The organism is Pseudomonas sp. LTR0, from assembly GCF_036630035.1.
Lineage (GTDB): Bacteria > Pseudomonadota > Gammaproteobacteria > Pseudomonadales > Pseudomonadaceae > Aquipseudomonas > Aquipseudomonas putida_Y.
The window spans coordinates 2,547,375-2,571,460 of the sequence record NZ_CP123734.1; the positions used below are offsets into that span (position 1 = coordinate 2,547,375).

Annotated in this window: 25 protein-coding genes; 12 read left to right on the forward strand and 13 right to left on the reverse strand. The window is 61.5% G+C overall.

Annotated elements, in window-relative coordinates:
• Positions 1–80: 80 nt before the first annotated feature.
• Positions 81–404, reverse strand: a complete 324-nt coding sequence (locus QCL51_RS11760) for a PepSY domain-containing protein (RefSeq protein WP_101196008.1) — start codon at positions 402–404, stop codon at positions 81–83.
• 132 nt (positions 405–536) lie between these two features.
• Here QCL51_RS11760 and QCL51_RS11765 point away from each other — a divergent pair, with 132 nt between their 5' ends.
• Positions 537–1,196, forward strand: coding sequence for a response regulator transcription factor (locus QCL51_RS11765; protein WP_021782917.1), 660 nt, complete (start codon positions 537–539; stop codon positions 1,194–1,196).
• Positions 1,193–2,527: an ATP-binding protein gene (locus QCL51_RS11770; protein WP_103444491.1), complete on the forward strand. Its 1,335-nt coding sequence runs from the start codon at positions 1,193–1,195 to the stop codon at positions 2,525–2,527. The genes QCL51_RS11765 and QCL51_RS11770 overlap by 4 nt, the downstream gene beginning before the upstream one ends.
• Positions 2,528–2,546: 19 nt before the next feature.
• Here QCL51_RS11770 and QCL51_RS11775 read toward each other — a convergent pair whose 3' ends face one another.
• Positions 2,547–3,929 (reverse strand): PLP-dependent aminotransferase family protein, encoded by a 1,383-nt coding sequence (locus tag QCL51_RS11775; protein WP_103444490.1) that lies wholly within the window; start codon positions 3,927–3,929, stop codon positions 2,547–2,549.
• 121 nt (positions 3,930–4,050) lie between these two features.
• Between QCL51_RS11775 and QCL51_RS11780 the strand changes: the two genes are divergently transcribed.
• Complete coding sequence (locus QCL51_RS11780; protein WP_101196010.1) at positions 4,051–4,917, forward strand: DMT family transporter; 867 nt, start codon at positions 4,051–4,053, stop codon at positions 4,915–4,917.
• 70 nt (positions 4,918–4,987) lie between these two features.
• On the opposite strand, the gene cynS is transcribed toward QCL51_RS11780, so the two are convergent.
• Both cynS and QCL51_RS11790 read right to left on the reverse strand, forming a co-directional pair.
• The gene (gene cynS / locus QCL51_RS11785) at positions 4,988–5,458 is read right to left on the reverse strand and encodes a cyanase (RefSeq protein ID WP_252460869.1); all 471 of its coding nucleotides are present in this window, start codon (positions 5,456–5,458) and stop codon (positions 4,988–4,990) included.
• 38 nt (positions 5,459–5,496) lie between these two features.
• The gene (locus QCL51_RS11790; protein ID WP_252460871.1) at positions 5,497–6,156 is read right to left on the reverse strand and encodes a carbonic anhydrase; all 660 of its coding nucleotides are present in this window, start codon (positions 6,154–6,156) and stop codon (positions 5,497–5,499) included.
• A 110-nt stretch (positions 6,157–6,266) separates the two neighbouring features.
• On the opposite strand from QCL51_RS11790, the gene cynR reads away from it, so the two are divergent.
• A complete protein-coding gene (gene cynR / locus QCL51_RS11795; protein ID WP_028697198.1) occupies positions 6,267–7,148 on the forward strand; it encodes a transcriptional regulator CynR in 882 nt (293 codons plus the stop codon).
• 206 nt (positions 7,149–7,354) lie between these two features.
• Here cynR and QCL51_RS11800 read toward each other — a convergent pair whose 3' ends face one another.
• From QCL51_RS11800 to QCL51_RS11810, 3 genes are all read right to left on the reverse strand, one after another.
• The gene (locus tag QCL51_RS11800; protein WP_274147618.1) at positions 7,355–7,831 is read right to left on the reverse strand and encodes a nuclear transport factor 2 family protein; all 477 of its coding nucleotides are present in this window, start codon (positions 7,829–7,831) and stop codon (positions 7,355–7,357) included.
• Between the two features lie 53 nt (positions 7,832–7,884).
• Entirely contained in the window at positions 7,885–8,451 is a 567-nt protein-coding gene (locus QCL51_RS11805; protein WP_202962486.1) for a TetR family transcriptional regulator, read from the reverse strand.
• A 126-nt stretch (positions 8,452–8,577) separates the two neighbouring features.
• On the reverse strand, positions 8,578–9,468 hold the full coding sequence (locus QCL51_RS11810) for a LysR family transcriptional regulator (protein WP_101196012.1): 891 nt from the start codon (positions 9,466–9,468) through the stop codon (positions 8,578–8,580).
• Positions 9,469–9,573: 105 nt separating this feature from the next.
• On the opposite strand from QCL51_RS11810, the gene QCL51_RS11815 reads away from it, so the two are divergent.
• Both QCL51_RS11815 and QCL51_RS11820 read left to right on the forward strand, forming a co-directional pair.
• Positions 9,574–10,581: a zinc-binding alcohol dehydrogenase family protein gene (locus QCL51_RS11815; RefSeq protein WP_338444861.1), complete on the forward strand. Its 1,008-nt coding sequence runs from the start codon at positions 9,574–9,576 to the stop codon at positions 10,579–10,581.
• A 178-nt stretch (positions 10,582–10,759) separates the two neighbouring features.
• Positions 10,760–11,086 (forward strand): putative quinol monooxygenase, encoded by a 327-nt coding sequence (locus QCL51_RS11820; RefSeq protein WP_028697196.1) that lies wholly within the window; start codon positions 10,760–10,762, stop codon positions 11,084–11,086.
• Between the two features lie 116 nt (positions 11,087–11,202).
• On the opposite strand, the gene grxC is transcribed toward QCL51_RS11820, so the two are convergent.
• Positions 11,203–11,457: a glutaredoxin 3 gene (gene grxC, locus QCL51_RS11825; protein WP_021782929.1), complete on the reverse strand. Its 255-nt coding sequence runs from the start codon at positions 11,455–11,457 to the stop codon at positions 11,203–11,205.
• Positions 11,458–11,470: 13 nt separating this feature from the next.
• The gene (locus tag QCL51_RS11830) at positions 11,471–11,989 is read right to left on the reverse strand and encodes a peroxidase-related enzyme (RefSeq protein ID WP_252460878.1); all 519 of its coding nucleotides are present in this window, start codon (positions 11,987–11,989) and stop codon (positions 11,471–11,473) included.
• A 129-nt stretch (positions 11,990–12,118) separates the two neighbouring features.
• Here QCL51_RS11830 and QCL51_RS11835 point away from each other — a divergent pair, with 129 nt between their 5' ends.
• The gene (locus tag QCL51_RS11835; RefSeq protein ID WP_338444862.1) at positions 12,119–12,943 is read left to right on the forward strand and encodes an AraC family transcriptional regulator; all 825 of its coding nucleotides are present in this window, start codon (positions 12,119–12,121) and stop codon (positions 12,941–12,943) included.
• 62 nt (positions 12,944–13,005) lie between these two features.
• Here the strand turns inward: QCL51_RS11835 and QCL51_RS11840 are convergent, their stop codons facing one another.
• Positions 13,006–13,884, reverse strand: coding sequence for a LysR family transcriptional regulator (locus tag QCL51_RS11840; RefSeq protein WP_338444863.1), 879 nt, complete (start codon positions 13,882–13,884; stop codon positions 13,006–13,008).
• A gap of 107 nt (positions 13,885–13,991) precedes the next feature.
• Between QCL51_RS11840 and QCL51_RS11845 the strand changes: the two genes are divergently transcribed.
• Complete coding sequence (locus QCL51_RS11845; protein ID WP_338444864.1) at positions 13,992–14,993, forward strand: zinc-dependent alcohol dehydrogenase family protein; 1,002 nt, start codon at positions 13,992–13,994, stop codon at positions 14,991–14,993.
• Between the two features lie 65 nt (positions 14,994–15,058).
• Here the strand turns inward: QCL51_RS11845 and QCL51_RS11850 are convergent, their stop codons facing one another.
• On the reverse strand, positions 15,059–15,259 hold the full coding sequence (locus QCL51_RS11850; protein ID WP_135192629.1) for a hypothetical protein: 201 nt from the start codon (positions 15,257–15,259) through the stop codon (positions 15,059–15,061).
• Positions 15,260–15,441: 182 nt separating this feature from the next.
• Between QCL51_RS11850 and QCL51_RS11855 the strand changes: the two genes are divergently transcribed.
• Genes QCL51_RS11855 through QCL51_RS11870 form a run of 4 tightly spaced genes read left to right on the forward strand, consistent with a single transcriptional unit; the run spans position 15,442 to position 21,039 of the window.
• On the forward strand, positions 15,442–17,352 hold the full coding sequence (locus tag QCL51_RS11855) for a sigma-54-dependent Fis family transcriptional regulator (RefSeq protein WP_021782935.1): 1,911 nt from the start codon (positions 15,442–15,444) through the stop codon (positions 17,350–17,352).
• Position 17,353: 1 nt separating this feature from the next.
• A complete protein-coding gene (locus QCL51_RS11860; protein WP_021782936.1) occupies positions 17,354–19,087 on the forward strand; it encodes an ABC transporter ATP-binding protein in 1,734 nt (577 codons plus the stop codon).
• Positions 19,077–19,754, forward strand: coding sequence for a peptidase S8 and S53 subtilisin kexin sedolisin (locus QCL51_RS11865; RefSeq protein WP_338444865.1), 678 nt, complete (start codon positions 19,077–19,079; stop codon positions 19,752–19,754). Before QCL51_RS11860 ends, QCL51_RS11865 begins: the two co-directional genes overlap by 11 nt.
• Entirely contained in the window at positions 19,747–21,039 is a 1,293-nt protein-coding gene (locus tag QCL51_RS11870; protein ID WP_103469734.1) for a tryptophan 7-halogenase, read from the forward strand. Before QCL51_RS11865 ends, QCL51_RS11870 begins: the two co-directional genes overlap by 8 nt.
• A gap of 37 nt (positions 21,040–21,076) precedes the next feature.
• On the opposite strand, the gene QCL51_RS11875 is transcribed toward QCL51_RS11870, so the two are convergent.
• Both QCL51_RS11875 and QCL51_RS11880 read right to left on the reverse strand, forming a co-directional pair.
• Positions 21,077–22,390 carry a hypothetical protein gene (locus tag QCL51_RS11875; RefSeq protein WP_338444866.1) on the reverse strand — a complete coding sequence of 438 codons (1,314 nt, stop codon included), beginning with the start codon at positions 22,388–22,390 and terminating at the stop codon, positions 21,077–21,079.
• A 138-nt stretch (positions 22,391–22,528) separates the two neighbouring features.
• A complete protein-coding gene (locus QCL51_RS11880; RefSeq protein ID WP_338444867.1) occupies positions 22,529–24,022 on the reverse strand; it encodes an aldehyde dehydrogenase family protein in 1,494 nt (497 codons plus the stop codon).
• Positions 24,023–24,086 lie beyond the last annotated feature (64 nt).

Sequence of the window (24,086 nt, forward strand, 5' to 3'; positions counted from 1 at the left end):
CTTGATCGTTAGGTCGAGAGCCTGGACCTGCCGGCTGACAGCAACCTGAACGACAGGAAAATTCATAGACAGGTGAGTTGTCATTCGGCGAGCGGGCTGCCGAGATAGTCCCTGGCATCGCCGTCATTGCGGAAATGGACCTCGAGTGTCCTCAGGTGCAGCGATGCCGGGGAGTAGCTGGCTTCGATGTCATTGCCTTTGCGGTCCTGGCCCTTGAGTTCGTAACAGCCATCGTCGACCTTGATGCGCTGCACCCGCCAGCCGTATTGGCGCTCTACCTGCTGACGCAGGGTTTCACGAGGTTGCCAGTCGCTGACCGGGTCGCTGCAGTCGTCACCGGCCAGGGCGTAACCGCTGAGCAGCAAGCCCATCAGCGTGGCATTGGCAATAAAACCTGATTTCATGACTTGTCTCCTGTCGAGGGCGGCGTCTGTGGCATAACCTAAAGGGCCTTCCTGACAGCCAGCTGAATTTTCAGATTCACGTCAGGCAAGGCGATTAAGGTGCTGCAAGACAACCATCACAGGAGGTGTCAGATGCGGGTTCTACTGGTCGAGGACGCTCCTGGCCTGGGTGAAGCGGTGCGCGAGCAGATTGCCGATGATGGCCACGCCGTCGATTGGGTACAGCGCTTGGACCACGCGCGCAACAGCGTCCGCAGCACGCCTTACGACTTGATCTTGCTGGACCTGATGCTCCCGGACGGGCGCGGGTTGGATTTTCTGCGTCAACAACGCTCGGCAGGAGACGTGACCCCGGTGATTATCCTGACCGCCCAGGATCAGATTTCCGATCGTATCGCCGGCCTCAACGCCGGTGCCGATGACTACCTGGTCAAACCGTTCGACCTGTTTGAACTCTCGGCCCGCGTGGCAGCGGTGGGGCGGCGTTATAGCGGCAATCCCAATCCACAGATCAAACTCGGTGATTTGCAGGTCGACATGAGTGCCCGCACGGTGCAACGGGGCAGTGCGACGGTGGACCTCACGGCGCGGGAGTGGGCGCTGTTCGAGGCGTTTGTGCAACGCCCCGGCGCGCTACTGTCCAAGTCGCAGCTCGAAGAGCGGCTGTATGCTTTTGGCGCCGAAATCGAGAGCAATACCATCGAGGTATACATCAGCCGTCTGCGTAAAAAACTCGGACGCGAGCTGATCGAAACCGTGCGAGGCATGGGCTATCGGTTAATGTCCGCATGAAGCCTTCTTCGAGCCTGCAAATACGTCTCGGTCTAGGGCTGACGCTTGGTATGACTTTACTCTGGCTGGTGGCGACAGTGGGTGCCTGGCTAGTGGTGCGGCATGAGTTGAACGAAGCGTTCGATAGCGCGTTGGAAGAAACTGCACAACGCATTCTGCCCTTGGCCGTGCTGGAAATCAGCAACCGGGAAGAATCCCGGACAGCACAACACGTCGCGACACTGAAGATGCACAAGGAATACCTGACTTACCTGGTGCGCGATGCCAAGGGCAAGATTCTGATGCAATCTCACGACGCCAACCCGCAGATTTTCAACCGACAACCAACTGAAGGCTTCTCCACTTCTGAAAAGTACCGATTGTATGGCGCTAGCGCATTGCGTCAGACGCTGTTCATCGAGGTGGCCGAACCGCTTGGTCATCGTCGTGAAGCTGCGCGGGAGGCCTTGTTTGCGTTGTTGTTGCCCCTCATGGTGTTGATTCCTGTCAGCCTGGTGGGTACCTGGTTATTGGTGCGTTTCAGCCTGCGCAGCGTGCTGGCTTACCGTCGTGCCATTGAAGCGCGCGGTGTGGGTGACCTGTCTCCGATCAAGGTGGAGCACCTGCCTGCAGAAATCGATCCGTTGGCTGAGGCGGTCAATCACCTGCTGGAGCGCTTACGCAACGCCCTTGAGGCCGAGCGCAGCTTTACCGCCAACAGCGCCCACGAACTACGCACACCATTGGCCTCGACCCTGGCGCAGATCCAGCGGTTACACCACGAAGCGCCGGAGGGGCCGCTGCGAGTACGTGCACAGAAGATCGAACACGCGTTGCACGAGCTTTCAAGGCTTTCAGAAAAGCTCATGCAGTTGGCCAAAGCCGAGGGCGGCGGGCTGTTGTCCGAAACGCCACAAGACCTGATCCCGTTGCTTGCCCATGGCGTGGACGAGTGGAACCAACGCAGCGGGCGGCGCATCGAGTTGCGGTTGCCAAGCCAGACCAGCGTGTATTCGATCATTGACCCGGACGCCTTTGGCATCCTGCTGCGCAACCTGATTGAGAATGCGCTGAAGTATGGTGCAACGGACCAGCCGGTCGAAGTCAGCCTCACCGAGCAGGCACAGCTGCGGGTAGTCAATAGTGGCCCGGCAGTGCCGCAGTCTGTATTAGAGCACCTGACCGAGCGTTTTGTGCGCGGTCACAGTGAGATCAGTGGTTCGGGGCTGGGCTTGGCGATTGCCAAAACCATCGTGCAGGGAGTAAACGCGCGAATGAAATTGGTCTCCCCGGCAACAGGTCGACAGGATGGGTTTGAAGTCTGCATCTGGTTACCGCTTGCCCCATCATGAAAGTCCATGAGGCTCGCTATCAGGCGCTCAGCACTCGTTTCAACACTTCGTAAATCCTGGCATCAGCCGATTGGGCAACGTTGAAACGGATGAAATCACCCGCAGTCATGGACTGGCTAAACGCATTTCCGGGCGCCAGCACTACACCTTCATTCAAGCAAGCCCGGGCCAGCGTGGCTGCATCCGTGCCTTGAGGGAGTTGGCACCAGACATACATGCCTGAATGGGGCGTTATCCAGGGCTTGATACCAACGGCCCTTAGTTTCGCTACCGTTCTCTCCATGGCCTCGGCCAGCCTGAGGCGAACGCTTTCCATGTGTTTGCGGTACCCGCTATCGGTAATCGCCAGATGGATGATGTCCGCGGCCAGGCGGCCACCCCCGAATGTAGTCGCAATCTTGAGATCGACCAGGCTCTGGATCCAGTCACTGCGAGCCGCGATGTAGCCGCATCGAATCGACGCGGAGATGGTCTTGGAAAAGCTGCCTATCTGGATGACACGAGAGAGGCCATCGAAGGCAGACAGCCGTGGCGCTGGTGCATTCTCGAAATCCCCGAAGATGTCGTCCTCTACAATCACCAGGCTGGAGTTGTCAGCCAGCTTCAGCAGCCTGTGCGCCGTGACCGGAGACAGGGTGGCGCCGGTTGGGTTATGGATGCCTGCATTTGTTATGTACAACCGGGGAGCATGCGCTAGCAGGGCAGCGCCAAAAGCATCGATGTCCGGGCCCGTTGCCGTATAGGGTACGCCTACGATGTTCACCCTGTGCGCTTTGAGCAGTGCGTGAAAATTGAAATAGCAGGGATCGTCGACCAGCACGGTGTCCCCCGGTTCCAGCAGAAAACGGCAGATCAGGTCGATGGCGTGGGTGCCGGACTCCGTGAGCATGATCTGCTCGAGAGGGGCTTCGATCCCGATGCCTGTCAGCCTTCGTGACAAGAAGTGCCTGAGTGGCAGATGCCCAAGCGGTGAGGCGTACTCAGTCAGTTTCAGCGTGTCAGAACGGGCAACGGTTCGAAGCGCTTTCCGCAAGCCCGCTTCGAACATCCAGGAGGGAGGTAGCCACCCGCACCCCGGTTTCAACGCATCGCTAGCGGTTTCAAGCGACTGGCGGGAGATCCACAGCGGGTCCACTTCACGATCAAGCCTGGGGCCGAGTTCGGTGAGTACCAAGGGCGCCACTGGTCCGGCTACGTAAAAGCCGGAGCCAGGGCGAGAATTGAGTACACCCTCTGCCATCAACCTTTCATAGGCCTCAAGAACCGTAGAAACCGACACTTGCATGGTCTGCGCCATAGCGCGGACCGAGGGAATTCTCGCGCCTGGTGTGTAGGTTCGAGAGGCGATCCGCGACTGGATTTCACCCATGACAGCTCGAATTCGAGTTCCGTCCCGTTTCATCGCGCCCTCAACTGTGCTGGAGTCATATGCATAACAGTTTGGTTTAAGTGTATTGGATTGTACATGGCCTGGGTGATCCTGTCGGTGATGTACTGAGCCTTGGCTTATCGAGGACTTACCGATGGAAAAATCAGCAAGCGGGTGGATCAACGGCTTCATAGGCGTCGCCATCTTTGCGGGTTCGTTGCCGGCAACCCGAGTGGCAGTGGCCGACTTCGAACCGACGTTCCTCACCTGTGCCCGGGCAACCATTGCCGCCATGCTGGGCGCGCTTTTTCTGATCGTGCTACGCCAGCCTCGACCCAAACGGGAGGACTTGTCGCCCTTGGCCGTAACAGCGCTCGGCGTTGTTATCGGTTTCCCGCTACTGACAGCATTTGCCCTTCAGCACATCAGCTCTGCTCACTCCATTGTCTTTGTCGGGCTCCTGCCATTGTGTACCGCAGGCTTTGCCGTTCTGCGGGGCGGTGAACGACCTCGGCCATTGTTCTGGCTGTTCTCGTTGACAGGTGCCGGGTTGGTCGCTGGCTATGCCTTGATGAACGGAGGTGAGGCATCGGCGGTGGGCGATCTGCTGATGTTGGCTGCGGTTGCGGTCTGTGGGTTGGGTTATGCCGAAGGCGCGCGTCTGTCGCGGACATTGGGGGGATGGCAGGTGATCAGCTGGGCATTGCTGGTAGCGTTGCCGTTCATGCTGCTGCTGACGGTGGTCAATCTTCCAGCCCCTGATGACTTTGCCAGGGTAAGTGCCCCTGCGTGGCTCAGCTTTGGCTACGTTTCACTGTTCAGCATGCTGATCGGGTTTGTGTTCTGGTACCGAGGGCTCGTCCAGGGGGGGATTGCGGCTGTGGGCCAACTGCAACTCTTTCAGCCGTTCATGGGGCTTGGGCTGGCAGCGTTGCTTCTGCACGAGCATGTCAGCTGGACGATGCTGCTCGTGACGCTGGGTGCTGTCATCTGCGTTTACGGGGCTAAGAAATATGCCTAAGTACAGCGTCATTCCCTGTCAAACAAGGTTGGATGTAGCCCGGCGCCGTCTGACGCCGGGCTGAATTGCATCAGAAAGGCTTGGTAGGCAGGTACTTGCCGTCCAGGGTGATCACAGCGCGGTGGCCACCGTCCGGGTCTTCGACTTTCTTGATGTCCAGCTTGAAGTTGATGGCGCTGATGATGCCGTCGCCGAACTTCTCGTGCACCAGTGCTTTGAGGGTGGTGCCGTATACCGACATCATTTCGTAGAAACGGTAGATGGTCGGGTCGCTCGGCACGCCGTCGAAGAAGCTGCCGCGGATAGGCATCGATTGCAGCAGCGCGACTTGATCAGCATCGAGGCCGAGTTTCTCGCCTACGACCTTCGCGGCGCTTTCAGGCAGCGGATGCTGGCCGAGCAGCGCTGCTGTAACGAAAGCTTCGGACAGGCCGGTGCCTTCAACGATTTCGGCGAAGGAGAGGTCTTTGCGGGCCTTGGCCAAAATGATGGTTTCGGTCAGTTCCTGGCGAGCAGTGCGGGTAGCTTGAGTCTGGATCATGGTGAATCTCCTGGGTAGGCAAAGGTACAGGTAAGGTTTCAGGCAACGTGCCTGGCTTGCTGGGAAACGGCGTGGACTTCCGGGTTTGCTGCGAGAGACACGAAGGTCCCGGTACTGCCATCAAAGGCGTCGATGCATCCGGTCTCGATGTCATAAATCCAGCCATGCAGGGTCACGCGGCCTTCTTCGAGCGCCAGACGCACGGATGGGTGGGTCTGGATGTTGGCCAGCTGCGCGATGACGTTTTCGCGCACCATGGCAGCGACTTTGCTTGGCTTGTCCGGGTGCTGGCGGGCTTCGTTGACCACCTTGGCCGAGTCTGCGTACCGCAACCAGCCGGCTACGGCAGGCATGTGGTCCAGGCACTTGCAGGTGGCAATGGCGGTCATCGCGCCGCAGTCCGAGTGGCCGCAGATCACGATGTCTGCGACGTTGAGGCCGGCCACCGCGTATTCGACCGAGGCCGAAACGCCGCCCGGTTCCGGGCCATAGGAAGGCACGATGTTGCCGGCGTTGCGGATTACAAACAGATCGCCTGGTTCGCGCTGGGTAACCAGTTCAGGCACCAGCCGGCTGTCCGAGCAAGAGATGAACAGTGCCTTTGGGCTTTGTTGGGTGGCCAGGTCCTTGAACAGTTTGACCCGCTCCGGGAAGGCGTTTTGCTGAAATTTCAGAAAACCGTCGATGATCGCTTTCATGGTGGCTGTCTCGATGTCGCTGGGTGTGAGACAAAGATTAAGCAGCGCATGACATAAGGTAAAAGTCTCATTTATTATGCATACAATCAGATAATCTTATGGGTAAGGCCATGCTCGCTCGACATATCCAGTACTTTCTTGCGGTGGCGGAGCACCTCAGTTTCACCAAGGCTGCAGCGGCGCTGCACGTATCTCAGCCAGCGCTTTCCCAGCAGGTAAGGCAGTTGGAAGAAAGTCTTGGCGCCCAGTTGTTCGACCGCTCAGGCCGCGCAACACGTTTGACGGATGCCGGAGACGTCTATCTTCACTATGCGCGCCGTGCTCAGCAGGAACTGCGGGAGGGTAAAAGTGCCATCCATGACGTGAGCGACCTCAGCCGCGGCTCATTGCGCGTAGCCGTCACGCCGACATTCACGACCTATCTGGTGGGGCCGCTGATCGAGGCGTTTCACTTCCGGTATCCAAACATCACCCTCAACCTGAAAGAGATCTCTCAGGAGCGCATCGAGGAGCTGCTTTTGGCGGGAGAACTGGACGTAGGTATTGCGTTCGATGAAATAAATTCTCCGGACATCGAGGCCGTTTCCTTACTGAGCGAAACCCTCGCTTTAGTGGTGAGCCGCAGACACCGCCTGGCCGAGGAGCGGTCCATTGCATCGCAGGCGCTGAGTGCTGAGTCTATGGTTCTGCTCAGTCCAGAGTTTGCCACTCGCGAACAAATTGACCGCTACTTCCGCAAACACGAAATTCGCCCGCAAGTGCAGATGGAGGTCAATGCCCTTGGCGCAGTGATTGAAATCATTCGCCGGACGACGCTGTCGACTTTATTGCCTGCCAGAATTGCCTTGGCCCATGACGATCTGGTGGCCATCACGCTGGAGCCAGAACGCTTGCAGCGAACGGCCGTACTCATGCGGCGAAAAGAGGCCTTTTTGAGCGCAGCCGTGCGCGTGTTCATCGAGCTGGTTAAAGAAGTATCCAGCGATCTTTAGGCGTGAGGCCGCGTAGGTACAACGCGATCTCCACTACTACGATTAACCCGGTGATCGTCGAGGCCATGGGTCTTCGTGCTGGAACTGATACCGTCGCTCGGCGCGGTCAGGGCTGAGGTCGCGGTTGAGGACGGCCTGAGCAAGATGGGCTTCTGGCAAACAAAAAAACCTGATCCTCTATGTAAAAGAATCAGGTTTAGCAGGACCTACAGGCCCAGTTCAGTCAGGCCTGGGTGATCATCCGGCCGGCGACCCAGGGGCCAATGGAACTTGCGCTCGCTTTCCTTGATGGGCATGTCGTTGATGCAGGCGAAACGGCGGTGCATCAAGCCATCGGCTTCAAACTCCCAGTTTTCGTTGCCGTAGGAGCGGAACCAGTTGCCCGAATCGTCGTGCCACTCGTAGGCGTAACGGACGGCGATGCGGTTGTCGGTGAAGGCCCAGAGCTCTTTGATCAAGCGGTAGTCCAGCTCTTTCTTCCACTTGCGAGTGAGGAAGCCCTGAGCTTCTTCACGATTGTTTGCAAACTCGGTACGGTTACGCCATTGGGTGTTCGGCGTATAGGCCAGTGCAATCTTTTCGGGTTCGCGAGTATTCCAACCATCCTCGGCGAGTCGGACTTTTTCAATCGCCGATTCGCGAGTGAAAGGAGGAAGTGGCGGACGAGTGTGTTCGTTGGACATGGTGGTGCCTCCAATCTTCTGGATGGTTAAGTTGAGTGGGTGTTGCTTTAACGTCAAACGCTTGCGTGCTGTACGTCCTTGAGTAATATCTTTGCGATTTCTCTTGCACTATCGAGAACGGTGTAGTCACCCATGACGTGGGCCACGGTTATCGTGCCCTCTATCATCAAAAAAAGTTGCTTGGCCAAGCCAGCCGGATCGTTAATCCGTAATGCGCTGGTCAGCTCTAGCGTGTAGTCCAGCAGCTTTTGTTTATGCAGTTTTGCGATCTGCCGAACAGGATCGTCTGCGTCACCAACCTCTCCGGCTGTGTTGATGAACGCACATCCGCGAAAACCGTCAGACTCGAACCAACTTTTGAGTACATCAAAAATTCCAAGGATGCGCGCTTCTGGCGTTTGCGCTTTTTCGCATTCACTTCTAAACCACTTCATCCAGCGTATATCGCGTGCATTGAGTGCCGCTGCGGCTACGTCGTCTTTATTCGCAAAATAACGATAAATACTTTTACGTGCTACGCCAGAGGTCTTTACCAAGAGGTCCATGCCCGTGGCATGAATCCCGTTTTCGTAAATAAGCTTCTCGGCAGTCGCCAGGATTTTTTCGCGTGTGTCGGTCATTGGCTTATCCATGTAGTCAGAGTAGAACGACCGTTCTCCCTGGTCAAGCATCTCTTGAAATTATTCGATTGCGCGCAAGCGGGGCGCCGGAATGCTTTCGATCAGGGGGGGTTGGCTTCCCGCTGATCAGTCGCGCTCCAGTTCGGCGAAGCGGCTGGACAGCCAGGCGTGAAGGTGCCTCACCGCAGGCGACAACTGCTTGCGGTGTGGGCACACCAGACTCAGCGGCATGGCCGGCCCGGGGTGATCCTGCAATAGCACGACAAGCCTTCCTGCCAGTACATCGTCGCTCACATCCAGCCAGGACTTGTAGGTTATTCCTTCGCCGGCCACGGCCCAGCGCCGGGCGATATCGGCGTCATCGCAGAGCAGGGCGCCACGCACCTGGACGGTCTGCGTTCCCAGTTGCCATTTGTCGTAGACCCGGCCCTGCTGCATGTACAGCAAGCACTGGTGTTCGAGCAGGTCTTCAGGGGCTTGCAGGTTGCCTTGCTGCGCCAGGTACTCGGGCGAGGCCACCAGTACCTTGCGGTTCCAGGGCGCCAGTGGCAGGGCTATATAGTTGGCGTCGGCGTTCAGGCCATAGCGGATGGCGATATCTACCGGATCGCGAAAAAGATCGGCGATCTGGTCGGAGAGAAACAAGCGCAGGTTCAACTGTGGATGCTCTCGGCGAAACGCCGTGAGCCAGGGCAACAACACGTTGCGTCCCAGATCGGAGGGCGCGGCCACCTGCAAGGTTCCGCTGAGCTGGGCGCTTTCCTGACGCAGGTTGTCGCGCCCGTGCCTGAGGGCTTCCAGGGCGACAAGGGCCGAGGGAAGGTACTGCTCGCCCTCGGCTGTCAGGCGCAAGCTGCGTGTGGTGCGGGCAAACAATCGCACATCCAGTTCACGCTCCAGGCGCTTGACTGCCTCGGCTGCCTGGCCGGGCAGCAGGTCGGCCTCATGGGCCGCCGCGGTAAAGCTGCCCAGCGCGGCACTGCGAACGAAGATGCCCAGGTCGTCGAGACGGATCATTATCACTCCTGCAATGAAAGTGTTGACGGGCAGGGCCCGTTTTTTCCGGCCGCCTGGCACGCCAGACTCAATGCCAAATCAAACCACATTCAGCAGTGAGTGCCTATGAGAGCGATCAGTTACATCCAAAAAGGCTTGCCTATCGAAGACCCTGCGTCTCTTCAAGACATCTTTATGCCCAAACCCAGCCCTGGGACCCGGGACCTTCTGGTCGAGGTCAAAGCCGTGTCGGTCAACCCTGTCGACACTAAGGTACGCGCCGGAACTTTCACGGGAGAGCCGAAAATCCTCGGCTGGGACGCGGCCGGAATCGTCCGCGAAGTCGGGGCCCAGGTGACCCTGTTCAAGCCCGGAGATCAGGTGTATTACGCCGGCTCCATCGCCAGGCCCGGCAGCTACAGTGAATATCATCTGGTTGACGAACGTATCGTCGGGCATCAACCGCGCAGCCTGGGGGCAGCGCAGGCAGCAGCGCTGCCGCTGACGGCCATCACCGCCTGGGAACTGCTGTTCGATCGCCTGGGTATCGTGGAGGACGGTGGGGAGGGTGATGCCCTGCTGATCGTTGGCGCCGCCGGCGGCGTCGGTTCGATGCTGGTGCAGTTGGCCCGGCAACTGACCCGCCTGACGGTTATCGGTACGGCCTCCCGCGCCGAGACAGCCAACTGGGTGCGCGAACTGGGCGCCCATCACGTCATCGACCACAGTGCGCCGCTGCAAGGGCAACTGCGGGCTTTGGGGATCGAGTCAGTCAGCCATGTCGCCAGCCTTACCCATACCGATCAGCACTTTGCGCAACTGGTTGAAGTGCTGCGACCACAAGGTTGCCTGGGCGTGATCGATGACCCGCAAACCTTGGACGTCATGCCGCTCAAGCGCAAGTCGCTGTCGCTGCACTGGGAGTTGATGTTCACCCGTTCGCTGTACGAAACCGACGACATGGTGCGCCAGCACGCGTTGCTCGAGCGCGTGGCCGGGCTGATCGACCAGGGCATCCTGCGTACCACCCTGGGCGAGCATTTCGGCGCCATCAATGCCGCCAACATGCGCCGTGCCCATGCGCTGGTCGAGAGTGGCAAGGCGCGCGGCAAGATCGTCCTGGAGGGCTTCTGAAACCCGTATGACAGACCACGGCGGACCGGCCGATCCGGCCCGCCAGGAACAAGCAGGGTTAAACGAACCGTGTTTTTCTGCGCCGCGCTTACTCACGGCGCCACGCCCGGCGAAACGCATGCACACCTTGAAGCAGGCAGTACCGCGCCTGCGCCTTGCAACTGACCAGGAGCTTGATATGAACCAACAAGATTACCCCCTCGTTTCCCTCGCCATCCTCAAGGCCAAGCCAGACCAGAGAGCAAAGCTGAAAGCGGCCTTGCTGGCCTTGATCGAACCGACTCGGGCGGAGCCCGGCAACCGCGACTACATGCTGTTCGAACGCAGCGACGAGCCCGGGACGTTCTACATGCGCGAGGCGTTCGACCACCAGCAGGCCCTGGACGCGCACCTGACCACCGCTCACTTCCAGCGGTTTGCCGAGCAGGCCGAACAGTTGTTGGCGGAGCCCTTGCAACTGATCTTCCTTGACCCGGTGTCATCTGCCGTTGCGCCCTGTCCCTGAGGCAGGCCAGGCCTTGGCCACTGTGGCGTTACTGCCAGCAGCATCGGCACGTAGGCACACGCAAGAGCGGAGGGCAAACAGGGTCAGGCTTGGCGTCCACGACTTGTCTTTACACTTCAAGCGCTAAGCAATGCTTCGAGCTGCCCCTTGCGATCCAGACTCGCCAAGTCATCGAAGCCGCCGACATGCACCTTGCCAACAAATATCTGTGGGACGGTTCGGCGTTGGGATCGCTGCATCATTTCCGCCAAGTGCCGGGGTGACTGTTCAACGTCGATTTCGTCAGGGGTAATGCCCTTGCTCGACAGCAGTCGCTTGGCGCTCACGCAGTAAGGGCAGTGCTGGGTGGTGTAGATCGTCACGTGGCTCATGGTGGTTACCTTCCTAGCTTGCCGATGGCGGAAAGTCGATATCGGTAGCGGCGATGTTGTTCAGGTAGTTGGTCAGGGTTAACAGCGTGACCTGCGCCACTACCTCCACGATCTTGCTATCCGTAAGGCCCGCCTCACGCGCTGCAGCGATCTGCTCGTCACTCAACTGGCCGCGACTTGCGGTGATCTGCTGGGCCAGCGCGGCAACCGCGCTGAGTGTGCCGGCTCGGGCTTGCCTGACGGCCTCATCGCTCAACCCAGCCTTGCCGCCAAAGAAGGTGTGTGCCGCCAGGCAGTAGTCGCAACCGTTGATTTGCGAGGTGGCGAGGGCAACGACTTCACGCTCGACGGCGCTCAGTGAGCCTTTACCCAAGGCCTGGGCGAGGCCCAGGTAACCGTTGAGTGCGACCGGAGAGTGAGCCAGGGTCTTGAATGCATTGGGGATGAAGCCGAGACCTTTCTGAATGCCTTCGAGGGCTGCGCGCGAGCCAGTAGGGGCCTGGTCCAGCGAGAGAGTAGCGATGCGAGTCATGGTAGTTCTCCACTAGGTTGATCAAACGGCTTGTCTATCAAGCCTGGAGTCCATACTAGGGAGGCAGACTTTTCTTTCGGCTTCAGATCGTCGAAGGTATGCAACAGATCGTCTAAATCTGAGCGCGCTATGGACCGACTATCGACACTGCTCAAGCACTTCAACCTGCACGCATCCACGTTTCACCAGGGTGGGTTCTGCGGAACAACCCACCTTTATGGGCAACACAGTGTCGGCCACGCCCACCTGCTGCGCTCGGGGCGTCTGGCCTTCAGGGGCAAGCGTGGCCAGCTGATCGAGTTGACCGAACCCAGCCTGATTCTGGCGGTGCGCCCGCAGGAGCACCACTTGCTGGCCACCGAAGCCGATGAGGCGGAATTGGTTTGCGCCACCCTGCATTTCGATGGCGGCGCCAACAACCCGCTGACCCTGGCTTTGCCGGACTTCATCATCAAGCCCCTCGGCGAATTGCAAGGCCTTGATGGCACCCTTCACTGGCTGTTCGAAGAAGCCTTTGGAGATGAGTGTGGTCGTGATGTCATTCTCAATCGCTTGTTCGAGCTGATGATCATTCAACTGCTTCGCCACCTCATCGCCACCCGCAGCATCGCCTCGGGAATGATGGCCGGGTTGGCCAACACTCAGCTGTCCCGCGCGCTTGTGGGGATCCACGATGAGCCGCAGCGCAATTGGTCCGTGGCGGAACTGGCGAATCTTTCGGGCATGTCGCGGGCGAGCTTTGCCGCGCACTTTCGCGAGATCGTGGGTATCACCCCCGCGGACTACCTGGCGAACTGGCGCATCAGCCTGACGCAGAAACGCCTTCGCGAAGGGCGCCCCATTGCCCTGATCGCCGATGAGGTCGGCTACGAAAGCCCTTCTGCGCTGGCCCGAACCTTTCGCCGCAAGGTGGGCGCAAGCCCGACGCAATGGCTGCAGCAGGATGCGGTATAACGCCTGCTCGACAGATTTGCGCGCGAGGCAATGAGCGAGGTCCCGTGCCCCAACAGGGTGGCTTATACGTTCTCCCGAAGAAAATCGATGAACGCCATCGTCCTTGCCGAGCGTCGCCGCTCACGGCTGAACGCGGCGCTGACCGGCAGCGCGGTCGTCTGGTATTCGTCGAGCAGGCTACACACGCCACCCTGCTCGAAGTCCGCAGCAAACAGCCATTGCGGAGACAGGGAGATGCCCAGGCCACCGAGGACCATTTCACGAATGGCCTCGCTGTTGTTGCTGGTGACATTGCCTTTGATTGCAACCTCAAGTGCTTCGCCACGACGGGTGAAGTGCCAGCGGTCGTAATGCTCAAGCAAGGTGAAGGCGATGCAGTTGTGGCCTGCCAGTTCGGCGGGCTCGCGTGGCTGGCCATGGCGATCGAGATAGGCCGGTGCAGCATAGACTCGCCGTGTGCTGGTGCCCAGGGGCACAGCCACCAGTCCCTCGCTCTTCACCACGCCAATGCGGATGGCCAGGTCGATGTTTTCCATGAGCAGGTCTTCGTTGTAATCGTTCAGGCGCAGGTCGATCTGCACATCGGGATGTCGCTGTAGAAAAGCCCCGATCAGGGGCGCTATGCATAGCCTCCCATAGCTGACCGGTGCGGCAATTCGCAGGGGGCCGGCGATCTGCTCCTGGCCGCTGGCGAAGCTGCGCGTGGCATGCTCTAGCTGGCTGAGAATTTCCTGGCAGTGGCTGTAGAAACGTTGCCCTTGATCGGTGAGGGCGAGGTGCCGGGTGCTGCGGGCGAACACGGCTCCGCCCAGGTACTGCTCCAACGCACGGACCTGCTTGCTGACTGCCGGCTGCCCCATGTTCAGCTCCCGAGCCACTGCCGAAAACGAGCCACGCTCCACGACGCGCACGAAGATGCGCATGCTGTCGAACAAATCCATCGCTATTGGGCCTCTTGGGGGAATAAGTAATATGCAAATTTAGTTTCTTATCGGAATGAGGAAGACGGTGCAACCTGTAAGCGTCCACTCATTCAGAGGTTCCCGTCATGAATCAGACCATGCTTGCCGCTATCGCCGAATCCGCCCAGACCCCGCTGGCCGTGCGCCACATCGCCCGTCCTGTGCCCGGCAAGGGGCAGGTCCTGGTGCGGATTCACGCCGCAGGGGTCAACCCGCTCGACACCAAGATCGCTGTCGGTGCAGGCGCTCATGCCCGCCAGGCGCTGCCGGCCGTGCTCGGCCTGGATCTCGCTGGTACGGTCGTTGAACTGGGCGAGGCGGTTGATGGTTTCACGCCTGGCCAGGAGGTCTTCGGCATGGCCGGCGGCATCGGGGGCGCCCAAGGCACCCTGGCCGAATACATCGCCGTGGATGCCAGGCTGATTGCATCAAAGCCGCATGCGCTCGGCATGCGTGAGGCTGCCGCGTTGCCGTTGGTTTTCATCACCGCCTGGGAAGGTCTGGTTGATCGGGCCAATGTTCATAGTGGTCAGCGGGTGCTGATTCATGGCGGCGCAGGTGGCGTCGGCCAAGTTGCGGTGCAATTGGCCAAGGCTCGCGGTGCCGAAGTCTACGCCACCGGCTCCGCGAGCAGTCTAGACTTCATCCGCTCGCTGGGGGCCACGGCGATTGACTATCAGGCGCAGGGTGTAGAGGCCTATGTCGAACAATATACGGCTGGAGAAGGTTTCGACATCGTTTATGACACCGTCGGCGGCAGCACGTTGGATGCGTCATTCAAGGCAGTAAAACCGTATACCGGGCACGTACTCAGCTGCCTCGGTTGGGGCCAGCACAGTCTCGCGCCTTTATCCTTCAAAAGTGCCACCTACTCGGGTGTATTCACCCTGGCACCGCTACTGACCGGGAAGGGGCGCGAACACCACGGAAGTATCCTGCGCGAAGCAGCTGTTCTGGCCGATGCCAGGCAACTGACGATCCGGGTGGACCCGCACCAGTTTGCACTGGACGAGGTCAACGACGCATTCCGACAGGTCGCGGAAGGTCGTGGCAGGGGCAAGACGGTTATCCAGTTGGTAAGCGATTAGCCTCCAGAGCTTCATTAATCAGCAGTTACCGGCCAGTAGCGCCCGCTTCTGGCCCTGGCTGGCTTTCACGAATCTGCCCAAGGGTAAAATTGGCGTTTCACACGCAGATGCTCCAGGCCGGTGGAAACACGCTGGATTACCACGTCTTTCAGATCCGTGTCCGAAATCAGGAAAGGCGGGGTCTTGGCGAGGAGCACCTTCATCGTCGCAGTATTCCTGCCGTCGCCGTCGTGGATGGCACGGGCTTCGCCCTTGTTCGCGGGCAAGCCCGCTCCCACAGGGATGGCGCCAGCTTTTAGAAATTGAGCAAGACAGTTGCTCCTACCCAAGATTTTGGTCCCACCCCCCGAACCATCAACCAGATGACGGCCAGCCATTTCTCCCGCACACTGCGGAAAATTCCCAAGCCCGTACCCCGTCACATTGCGGGGCACAGCCGGAGTAGAAAATGGCGCGACAACTAATAACAAACGCCCACGACCCGTTGCACGAATCCCGCGAGGCCCGGTTGAAGCTGGCCAGCGAAGGCGAACTACCGCTGGGCATGCTGCGTGATGAGATCGACGCCTCCTGGCGCCGAAGCCTGGGCCACGGCCTGGACTGCCTGCAGGGCGAACAGGTCGGCCTGGGTTTGGAACAGGGCCATGACCTGCGCCTGCTGCTGGAGCGCAACCGCCTGCTGATCGATGCCGTCACCCCAGAACTTGACTACCTGGTCGCGCGCCAGGGCAAGGCTGGCATCGTCATCCTCGGCGACGCCCAGGCCAACGTGCTGGCCATCGAAGGCCAGAAGCACGTGCTGCAGCGCGAGGGCCTGCGCGATCTGCACCCGGGCAGTTGCTGGAGCGAATCGCTGCGTGGCACCAACGCCATCGGCACGGCCGTGGTCGAAGGCCGGCCGACGCTGATCAACTGCGGCGAACATTACCTTGACCGTCTGAGCCCGTTCTCCTGTACTTCCGTACCCTTGCGCGACCCGCGCGGCGAGGTGATCGGCGTGCTCGACATCACCCGCGAAGGGGTGATGGCGCAACCGCAGGACAGCCTGTCGACCCTGATGCTGGCGGCCGGCAACATTGAAAGCCGCCTGTTTGGCCTGTGCCACCCAGAGCAGCTGGTGCTTGCCTTCCACAGCCGCCCGCAGTACCTCAACAGTGCCTGGCACGGCCTGTTGGCCCTGAGCCTGGACGGTGAAGTGCTGGCCGCCAACGACAGTGCCTGCCAGTTGTTGCAGGTGCCGCGCCATGAGCTGATTGGCCGGCGCAGCACTGACCTGCTCGGTGAACGGTCACCTGCGTTCATTGCGCGCCTGTGGCAGGGCGGTGTGAGCAGTGTGCAGACGGCCAAGGGCGAGTTCCACTTCCGTGCCTTGCAGTTGCCACGCCATGGCCGGGTCAATGGCAGCACGCCGGCAAGCAAGCCGGTGCTGGGCAAGCAGTCGCCGGCACTCGACGCCCTGGCCGGTGGTGATCCACGGCTGGCGCGCAACTTGCGCATGGCCCGCCAGGGGCTGGGCAATGGCCTGCCGGTGCTGCTGCTGGGCGAGACCGGTACCGGCAAGGAAGTGGTCGCTCGCGCCTTGCACCAGGCCAGCCCGCGTGCCGACAAACCGTTTGTGGCAGTCAACTGCGCGGCCATTCCCGAAGGGCTGATCGAGTCCGAGCTGTTCGGCTACCGTGAGGGCGCCTTCACCGGTTCGCGCCGGGGCGGCATGGTCGGACGGCTGATGCAGGCCCATGGCGGCACGCTGTTTCTCGACGAAATCGGCGACATGCCGCTGGCCCTGCAAGCACGCCTGCTGCGGGTATTGCAGGAGCGCCGCGTAGCACCATTGGGGGCGGGCGACGAGCAGGACATTGACGTGGCGCTGATCTGCGCCACCCACCGCGACCTCAAGCGCCTGGTCCAGGAACAACACTTCCGTGAAGACCTTTACTACCGGGTGAACGGTGTGTCGTTGCGCCTGCCGGCCCTGCGCGAACGTGATGACCTGGCGGCGATCATCCAGGGCCTGCTGGACAAGGCCGATGCGCGTGGCGTAACCCTTGACCCGGCGTTGACCGCGTTGCTCGAAGGCTTCGACTGGCCAGGCAACATCCGCCAGCTGGAAATGGTGGTGCGCACCGCCCTGGCCATGCGCGAGGATGGCGAGCAGGTGCTGACCCTCGATCACCTTACCGACTGCCTGTTGGACGAGCTGGCGAGCAGCACAGCGCCCTCCGGCAGCCTCAAGGACAATGAACTGGAGCAGATCCGCGGTGCTCTGGCACGCCACCAGGGCAACGTCTCGGCCGCCGCCGAGACGCTGGGTATCAGCCGGGCGACGCTGTACCGCAAGCTCAAGCAGTTGCGCGGCTGACGTGGGCGGCCTGTTCGCAAGGCTGGTGGACTCCAGCGACCCTGTACTCATGCGCCAGGCGTTGGCCTGGCTGTATGGTTTCGTGCGCCCACACCGGCGTGCCATCGGCCTGTTGCTCGGTTTGTCGCTGGGTGCATCACTGCTGGCGCTGGCGCAACCCTGGCTGGTCAAGACTCTGATCGACGAAGGGCTGCTGGCCAAGGATTACCAAACGCTTTGGCACATGGCGGCAATCATGATCGGCGCGGGCCTGCTGGGCACGGTGCTGGCCGGCGTCAACCGCTACCTGCATACGCGCCTGTCGGGGCGCATCCTGTTCGCCTTGCGCGACGATCTTTACCGCCATCTGCAGCAGTTGTCGCCAACCTTCTACGGGCGGCGGCGTATCGGCGACATTCTTTCGCGGCTGGATGGCGATGTGGCAGAGATCCAGCGCTTTGCCGTGGACTCGCTGTTCTCGGCGGTGTCGGCGGTGATCGGCCTGGTGGGTGCGGTGGCGTTGATGCTGATGCTGTCGTGGCAGTTGTCGCTGTTGCTGGCGCTGCTGGTGCCGATCGAGGTGCTGTGGCTGCGCTGGATGCGGCGCAAGGTGGAGCGCGAAGTGCGCAACTTGCGTGAGCGCTCGGCGGATGTGTCGTCTTTTCTGGTCGAGACCCTGCCGGCGATGAAGTTCATCCAGGCGGCCGGCCAGCAAGGCCGGGAAGCAGGGCGCCTGGACCAGCTTGGGCAAGGTTACATGCGCCAGTTGCTGAAGGTGCAGGTGACCGAATTCTTCACCCAGGCCATCCCCGGCACATTGACCTCGTGGTGCCGCGCCTGCGCGTTCCTGGTGGGTGGTTGGTGGGTTATCCAAGGCACCTGGCAGTTGGGCGCGCTGATCGCTTTTTCTACTTACATGGGGATGGCGGTTGGGCCGGTGCAGAGCCTGTTGGGCTTGTACGTGGCGGTGCAGCGCATGGCTGTCAGCCTGGGAAGGGTGATGGAATTGAAGCAGGAAGCGGTAGCGGTACATCAGACCGCCAACCCGCAGCCCATCCCCGTTGGCCCCGGCGAGTTACGCCTCGAGGCGCTGAGCTTTGCCCATGAGGGGCGCCAGGGTGCGGTACTGAAAAACGTGCAGGTGAGCATCCCGGGTGGCCTGAAAGTCGCCATCAGCGGTGCCTCCGGGGTGGGCAAGTCAACCCTGATCGACCTGCTGCAGCGGTTCTACGACCCGGACGCGGGGCGCATCCTGCTGGACGGCGTCGACCTGCGCGACCTCGACCTTGTTGCATTGCGCAGGCAAATCGCTGTGGTCAGCCAGGACATCGTGTTGTTCCGTGGCACCCTGGCGCAGAACCTGGCTTATGGCGTGCCCGAGGCCAGCCGTGACGAACTGGAGCGGGTGGTGCGCCTGGCGCGGCTGGACAGCCTGGTCGACAGCCTGCCATTGGGCCTGGACGGCCTGCTGGGCGAGCGTGGCCAGCAGTTGTCTGGCGGGCAGAAGCAACGTATTGCCATCGCCCGCGCGGTATTGCAGGCCCCGGCGATCCTGGTGCTGGACGAGGCCACTTCGGCGGTGGACGAAGCCACCGAGCGTGAAGTGATCGCGGCCATCGACCAGTTGTTCGCTGGCCGCACGCGTATTCTGATCAGCCACCGGGCTTCGACCCTGGCCGATGCCGACCTGCACCTGCAACTGCATGACGGCCAGTTGCAGAATCTGGCGCAGGAGGTGATCAAACATGGGCACTGACATACGTGTTGGCATCATCGACAGCGGCTGCTCGCCGGCGCAGGCCAACGGTTTGCTGGGCGCCCGCCGTTTCTGGCTGGAGGACGGCCAGTTGCGCGAAGGTGAAATGCTCCCCGACCAACTTGGGCACGGCAGTGCGGTGCTCGCCAGCTTGCAACACGAGGCCGGTCCGGTGTCGGTGCTGGTGGCCCAGGTGTTCAGCGCCCAGGCCAGCACCAGTGCGTTGCAGGTGGCTGCCGCATTGCTGTGGCTGGTGGAATCGGGGGCCACGCTGGTCAATCTCAGCCTGGGCTTGCAGCAGGACCGGCCCGTGCTGCATCAGGCTTGTGCCGAGGCGCTGGCGGCTGGCGTGCTGTTGTGTGCATCCAGCCCGGCACAGGGTGGGCCGGTATACCCGGCCATCTACCCGGGGGTGATTCGACTGACCGGTGATGCGCGTTGTGCGCCCGGCCAGTGGTCCTGGCTTGGCACCCGGCAGGCGGACTTTGGCGGTTATGTGGGAGCGGGCGGCCGAGCGGGTGCGAGCTTGGGCTGTGCGGCTTTGAGCGGAAGGATTGCGGCTTTGCTGCGTGACGAGCCGGGCAGGGATCGCCAGCAGGTCCATGACTGGTTGCGCGATCACGCGGCTTTCATCGGCCCAGAGCGTCGAGGGCCCAGCCATGGTTGAGCCGCGCATTGTGGTGCTGGGGGCCGGCCCTGCGGGTGCAGCCACGGCCATTGGCTTGCGGCGGCTGGGTCACACCGTGACAGTGGTGTCGGAGTGGCGCCGTTTCGCGGCAGTTGAAGGCGTTTCGCTGCGGGTGCTGGAGGGCTTGCGGCACGCAGGGCTTGGCGGGGCCTTGAGCCAAGCGGCCATGCCGGCCACCCGCCAGGTGCACTGGAACGGCCAGCACCTGCACATGAACCAGGAGTTTTTGCTCGACCGGCAACGCTTTGACCAGGCGTTGCGCGAAGACCTTCAGCGCGCAGGTGTACGTGTGGTCGAGGGGCGGGTGCGTGAGGTCGTGAAGGGGGGCGGTCATCATGTGCGCCTGGACGATGGGCAGGTGCTGACCGCTGATTTCCTGGTTGAGGCCCGAGGCCGACAGGCTCCCCTGGCCGCAGACCGCCTGCGTGGGCCGGAAACGGTCAGCTTGCTCAATGTCTGGCAGGGTAGCCCCGGTGCGCCTGCGTCGGCGGTGGAGAGCCTGGAGGATGGTTGGGCGTGGATGGCACGGCTGGAAGATGGCCGCTGTTACTGGCAAGTCACCCAGGAGGCTGCCGGGCTGCCGGGGAAAGCTGGGTTGGCAGCTTACTGCGTGGCGTTGCGGGGCCGCAGCGCGTTGGTAGCCGAGCTGTTCGACGGTCAGGCATTGATCCCGGCACAGGTGCATGCACGCAGCAGTACCGCCATTCTGGCAGGTGAATGTGTCGGGCAGGACTGGATCCGGGTGGGGGATGCCGCGATGGCCGTTGACCCGCTGTCGGGCAACGGGATTTTTCAGTCGCTCTCTTCGGCATTGCAGGCGCCGGTGGTGATCAATACGTTGCTGCGCAGGCCTGAGCGGGCTGAGCTGGCGCGGCAGTTTCACCAGCAGCGGGTCGAGCAGCTGTTCCTGCGTTTTGCCCGCATTGGCCGGGATTTCTATGCCCAGGAACAACGCCGGGTGGGGCAACCGTTCTGGGCCCGGCGCCAGGGTTGGCCGGATGCGCACCCCCTGCATCAGGCGGCTGATTGGCAAGCGGTGCGGGTTGAGCGACGGCCTGTACTGCGTGATGGGCTGGTGGATGCAGCAGAGGTGGTGGTGACAGCGGATCAGCCGTTGGGGGTGTGGCATTTGCAGGGGGTGGAACTGGCACCTGTGGTGCAAAAAATACGCAGTGGCCGGCCTGTTGAGGCGGTGTTGTCAGGGCTTGCGGGTGAACAGCAGAGGATGGTGCGGCGGTGGCTGGGGGAGCAGGGGTTGGTTTGAGATTGTCGGGGCTGCGAAGCAGCCCCAGGATGTCGGATCAGAAGAAGGTACCGACGACCAGTTGCATGTAAGTCCCGGTATCCCGCCCACCCAGCTGCGTGCCGCCATTGGCCGCACTGCGCTCCGGCTTGTAGAACCCCACCACCGGGCTGATCAGCAGGTGGTCGTTGACCATCCATTCCACATACAGGTCCAGCTCGCGCCCGCCAAGGTTGCCCTGGTCGGTGTCCAGCGTGTCGAAGTCGAAGTACAGCGCGCCGACGGTCAGGTTGTCCCGTGGCTTGCCCTTCAGCGCTACATGGTGCACCTGGCTGTTCTTGTTGAACGGCCCGGCATAGTTGGCTGCCACTTCACCCTGGAACCAGGTGCCGTAACCCCGGCTCAGGCCATAGAACAGCGGGTCGAAGCCTTCGGAGAAGCGGCTGTAGCGGTAGGTGGCCGTAGGTGACCAGGGCAATTGGGAGAAGGTCCAGTTGCCCTCCAGGTACCAGGCATTCTCGCGCCCGCCGCTCTTGTCCTGGGTCACGTACTCGGCGGCCAGCTCCAGGTCTTTGACGCCCAGGTTGCCGCGCCCGCGCAGGCTGGCGGTGTCCATGCCGTCGCGGTGTTCCAGGCCCATGATCTGCGCATAGCGCTGGTCCACGTCGAGGCCGCGGATCCAGCTCAGGCCGACGGTACCGGTGTCGGTGACGTGCTCCAGGTTGGCTACCGCCAGGGAAGTGTCGGCCTGGTAGTGGTTGTCGGACTTCAACCACATCAGGTCACCGCGCCAGCCCTGGTTACCGCCCAGGCGCAGCACGGCGGTGCGGTCGAAGGCCTTGCGTGCAGCAAGGTAGTAGGCACCGCCGCGATCGAAGTTGGCCCCCAGGTCGACCTTGCCAAGGTTGACCGGGTCACCCTGGATCAGGAAACCATCGCCCAGGGTGACGACCTGGCGGCCACCGGAAATGTCGACGCCATCTTCACCCAGCACCGGAAACAGGTTGGCCGAGCGCCAGCCCAGGTACAGGTCTTCGATGGCGGTGCGACGTTCGTCGCCCAAGGTCAGGCCGGCGGCGTCGCCATCGCCCCAGGTGGCGGAACTGAGCAGGCTGAAGGCCCCGTAGAGGGTGCCGCTATCGGCCAGGGTCTGGCTGCCGCTGAGGCCGTATTTTACGTAGCCTTCCTGCCAGGCGGTGCTGCCGGGTTGGCGGTTGCCGGCCTGGTTGAAGCTTTCGTCGCTATGGAAGACGCCGAACAGGGCTTCGAGGTCGGCGTTGAGGCTGGTGCCATCGTGGTTGTACAGCTCGTAGGCTTGGGTGGCGGGTGCGGTTAACAGCAGGGCCAATGTGCAGGCGAGTGTGTGCCTCATGGGTTTGCTCCATGGTTTTTATTGTTGTTTTTTTGTTGCCTGTGCCGGCCTCTTCGCGGGTGAACCCGCTCCTACAGGGCATGTGATACCTGGTGTAGGAGCGGGTTTACCCGCGAAGAGGCCGGTACAGGAAAAAGATCAGAGCTTGATCAACACCGATTTCAGCTCCGTGTAATGCTCGATGGCCGCTGAACCCATCTCACGACCAACGCCAGACATCTTGTAGCCACCAAACGGCAGTGCCGGGTCGAGCGCGCTGTGGCAGTTGACCCACACCGAGCCGGACTTGATGCGCGGGATCATGCGGTGCACCGCGGCCAGGTCGTTGGACCAGATGCTTGCACCCAGGCCGTAGGGGTTGTCGTTGGCCATGCCGATCACTTCGTCGATGTCATCGAATGGCATCGCCACCAGCACCGGCCCGAAGATCTCTTCCTGTACCAGGCGGTGACGTTGGTCCACATCGACAATCACCGTCGGCTTGACGAAGTAACCAGGCCCGAAACCTTCCCCCCCGCAGGCGATGGTGGCGCCCAGTTCGCGGCCAAGCTCGATGTAGCCGGTAACGCGGTCCTGCTGCTTGGCTGAAATCAACGGGCCCATCTGCACCGACGGGTCCAGCCCGTTGCCCAGCTTCATGGCATTGGCGATCCCGGCGATATCGGCCACCACGTTGTCGAAGTGCTTGCGGTGCACATACAGCCGCGAGCCTGCGCAGCACACCTGGCCCTGGTTGAAGAAGATCGCCGTGGCCGCACCGGCTGCGGCTTCCTGCAGGTTGGCGTCGGGCATGACGATGGTCGGCGACTTGCCGCCCAGTTCCAGGGTGACGCGGGTCATGTTGTCCATGGCCGCCTTGCCGATCAGCTTGCCGACCTCGGTGGAGCCGGTGAAGGTCAGTTTGTCTACGCCGGGGTGGCGGCTGAGCGCGGCGCCGGCGTTCAGGCCGGTACCGGTAACCACGTTGAACACACCGGCCGGGTAGCCGGCCTCGTCGACCAGTTCGGCCAGCTTGAGCACGCTCAGTGGGGTTTCATCGGCAGGCTTGAGCACCACGGTGCAGCCGGTGGCCAGTGCCGGGCCGAGCTTCCAGCAAGCCAGCAGCAGCGGGAAGTTCCAGGCGACGATGGCGCCAACCACGCCCACTGCCTCGCGGCGTACGAAGCCGTGGAACTGGTCGTTGGGCATCAACGGCATGGAGGCTTCGACGGTGCTACCCTCGATCTTGGTGGCCCAGCCCGCCATATAGCGCAGAAAGTCGATGGCCAGTTGCACGTCCATCACCTGGGCCACGGCGGCGCTCTTGCCATTGTTCAGGCATTCCAGTTCGGCCAGCTGACGCGCATCGCGCTCCATCAGGTCGGCCAGGCGCCACAGCAGGTTCTGCCGCTCGCGTGGGCGCATGCGGCTCCAGGGCGAGTCGTCGAAGGCCTGGCGCGCAGCGCGCACGGCGCGGTCGACATCTTCGGCCTCGGCGGCCGGCACTTCACCCAGCACCTCGCCGGTGGCCGGGTTGCGGAACGACAGGGTTCGACCGCTGGCGGCGTCCTGCCAGTCGGCACCGATGCGCATCTTCAGCTTGCGTTCGAGAAAGGCGCGGGTGGCAGGCAGGATGGGCAGTTCGGAAAGCATGGGGCTGTGCCTCTTGTCATTGGATGTGACGGGCACTGGCGCAATGGCCGTGCCAACGTGGGCA

What these genes read in the sequence shown, in the direction of transcription:
- QCL51_RS11760 (WP_101196008.1), bottom strand. Translation starts at nt 404, where the DNA reads ATGAAATCAGGTTTTATTGCCAATGCCACGCTGATGGGCTTGCTGCTC.
- QCL51_RS11765 (WP_021782917.1), top strand. Translation starts at nt 537, where the DNA reads ATGCGGGTTCTACTGGTCGAGGACGCTCCTGGCCTGGGTGAAGCGGTG.
- QCL51_RS11770 (WP_103444491.1), top strand. Translation starts at nt 1,193, where the DNA reads ATGAAGCCTTCTTCGAGCCTGCAAATACGTCTCGGTCTAGGGCTGACG.
- QCL51_RS11775 (WP_103444490.1), bottom strand. Translation starts at nt 3,929, where the DNA reads ATGAAACGGGACGGAACTCGAATTCGAGCTGTCATGGGTGAAATCCAG.
- QCL51_RS11780 (WP_101196010.1), top strand. Translation starts at nt 4,051, where the DNA reads ATGGAAAAATCAGCAAGCGGGTGGATCAACGGCTTCATAGGCGTCGCC.
- cynS (WP_252460869.1), bottom strand. Translation starts at nt 5,458, where the DNA reads ATGATCCAGACTCAAGCTACCCGCACTGCTCGCCAGGAACTGACCGAA.
- QCL51_RS11790 (WP_252460871.1), bottom strand. Translation starts at nt 6,156, where the DNA reads ATGAAAGCGATCATCGACGGTTTTCTGAAATTTCAGCAAAACGCCTTC.
- cynR (WP_028697198.1), top strand. Translation starts at nt 6,267, where the DNA reads ATGCTCGCTCGACATATCCAGTACTTTCTTGCGGTGGCGGAGCACCTC.
- QCL51_RS11800 (WP_274147618.1), bottom strand. Translation starts at nt 7,831, where the DNA reads ATGTCCAACGAACACACTCGTCCGCCACTTCCTCCTTTCACTCGCGAA.
- QCL51_RS11805 (WP_202962486.1), bottom strand. Translation starts at nt 8,451, where the DNA reads ATGACCGACACACGCGAAAAAATCCTGGCGACTGCCGAGAAGCTTATT.
- QCL51_RS11810 (WP_101196012.1), bottom strand. Translation starts at nt 9,468, where the DNA reads ATGATCCGTCTCGACGACCTGGGCATCTTCGTTCGCAGTGCCGCGCTG.
- QCL51_RS11815 (WP_338444861.1), top strand. Translation starts at nt 9,574, where the DNA reads ATGAGAGCGATCAGTTACATCCAAAAAGGCTTGCCTATCGAAGACCCT.
- QCL51_RS11820 (WP_028697196.1), top strand. Translation starts at nt 10,760, where the DNA reads ATGAACCAACAAGATTACCCCCTCGTTTCCCTCGCCATCCTCAAGGCC.
- grxC (WP_021782929.1), bottom strand. Translation starts at nt 11,457, where the DNA reads ATGAGCCACGTGACGATCTACACCACCCAGCACTGCCCTTACTGCGTG.
- QCL51_RS11830 (WP_252460878.1), bottom strand. Translation starts at nt 11,989, where the DNA reads ATGACTCGCATCGCTACTCTCTCGCTGGACCAGGCCCCTACTGGCTCG.
- QCL51_RS11835 (WP_338444862.1), top strand. Translation starts at nt 12,119, where the DNA reads ATGGACCGACTATCGACACTGCTCAAGCACTTCAACCTGCACGCATCC.
- QCL51_RS11840 (WP_338444863.1), bottom strand. Translation starts at nt 13,884, where the DNA reads ATGGATTTGTTCGACAGCATGCGCATCTTCGTGCGCGTCGTGGAGCGT.
- QCL51_RS11845 (WP_338444864.1), top strand. Translation starts at nt 13,992, where the DNA reads ATGAATCAGACCATGCTTGCCGCTATCGCCGAATCCGCCCAGACCCCG.
- QCL51_RS11855 (WP_021782935.1), top strand. Translation starts at nt 15,442, where the DNA reads ATGGCGCGACAACTAATAACAAACGCCCACGACCCGTTGCACGAATCC.
- QCL51_RS11865 (WP_338444865.1), top strand. Translation starts at nt 19,077, where the DNA reads ATGGGCACTGACATACGTGTTGGCATCATCGACAGCGGCTGCTCGCCG.
- QCL51_RS11870 (WP_103469734.1), top strand. Translation starts at nt 19,747, where the DNA reads ATGGTTGAGCCGCGCATTGTGGTGCTGGGGGCCGGCCCTGCGGGTGCA.
- QCL51_RS11875 (WP_338444866.1), bottom strand. Translation starts at nt 22,390, where the DNA reads ATGAGGCACACACTCGCCTGCACATTGGCCCTGCTGTTAACCGCACCC.
- QCL51_RS11880 (WP_338444867.1), bottom strand. Translation starts at nt 24,022, where the DNA reads ATGCTTTCCGAACTGCCCATCCTGCCTGCCACCCGCGCCTTTCTCGAA.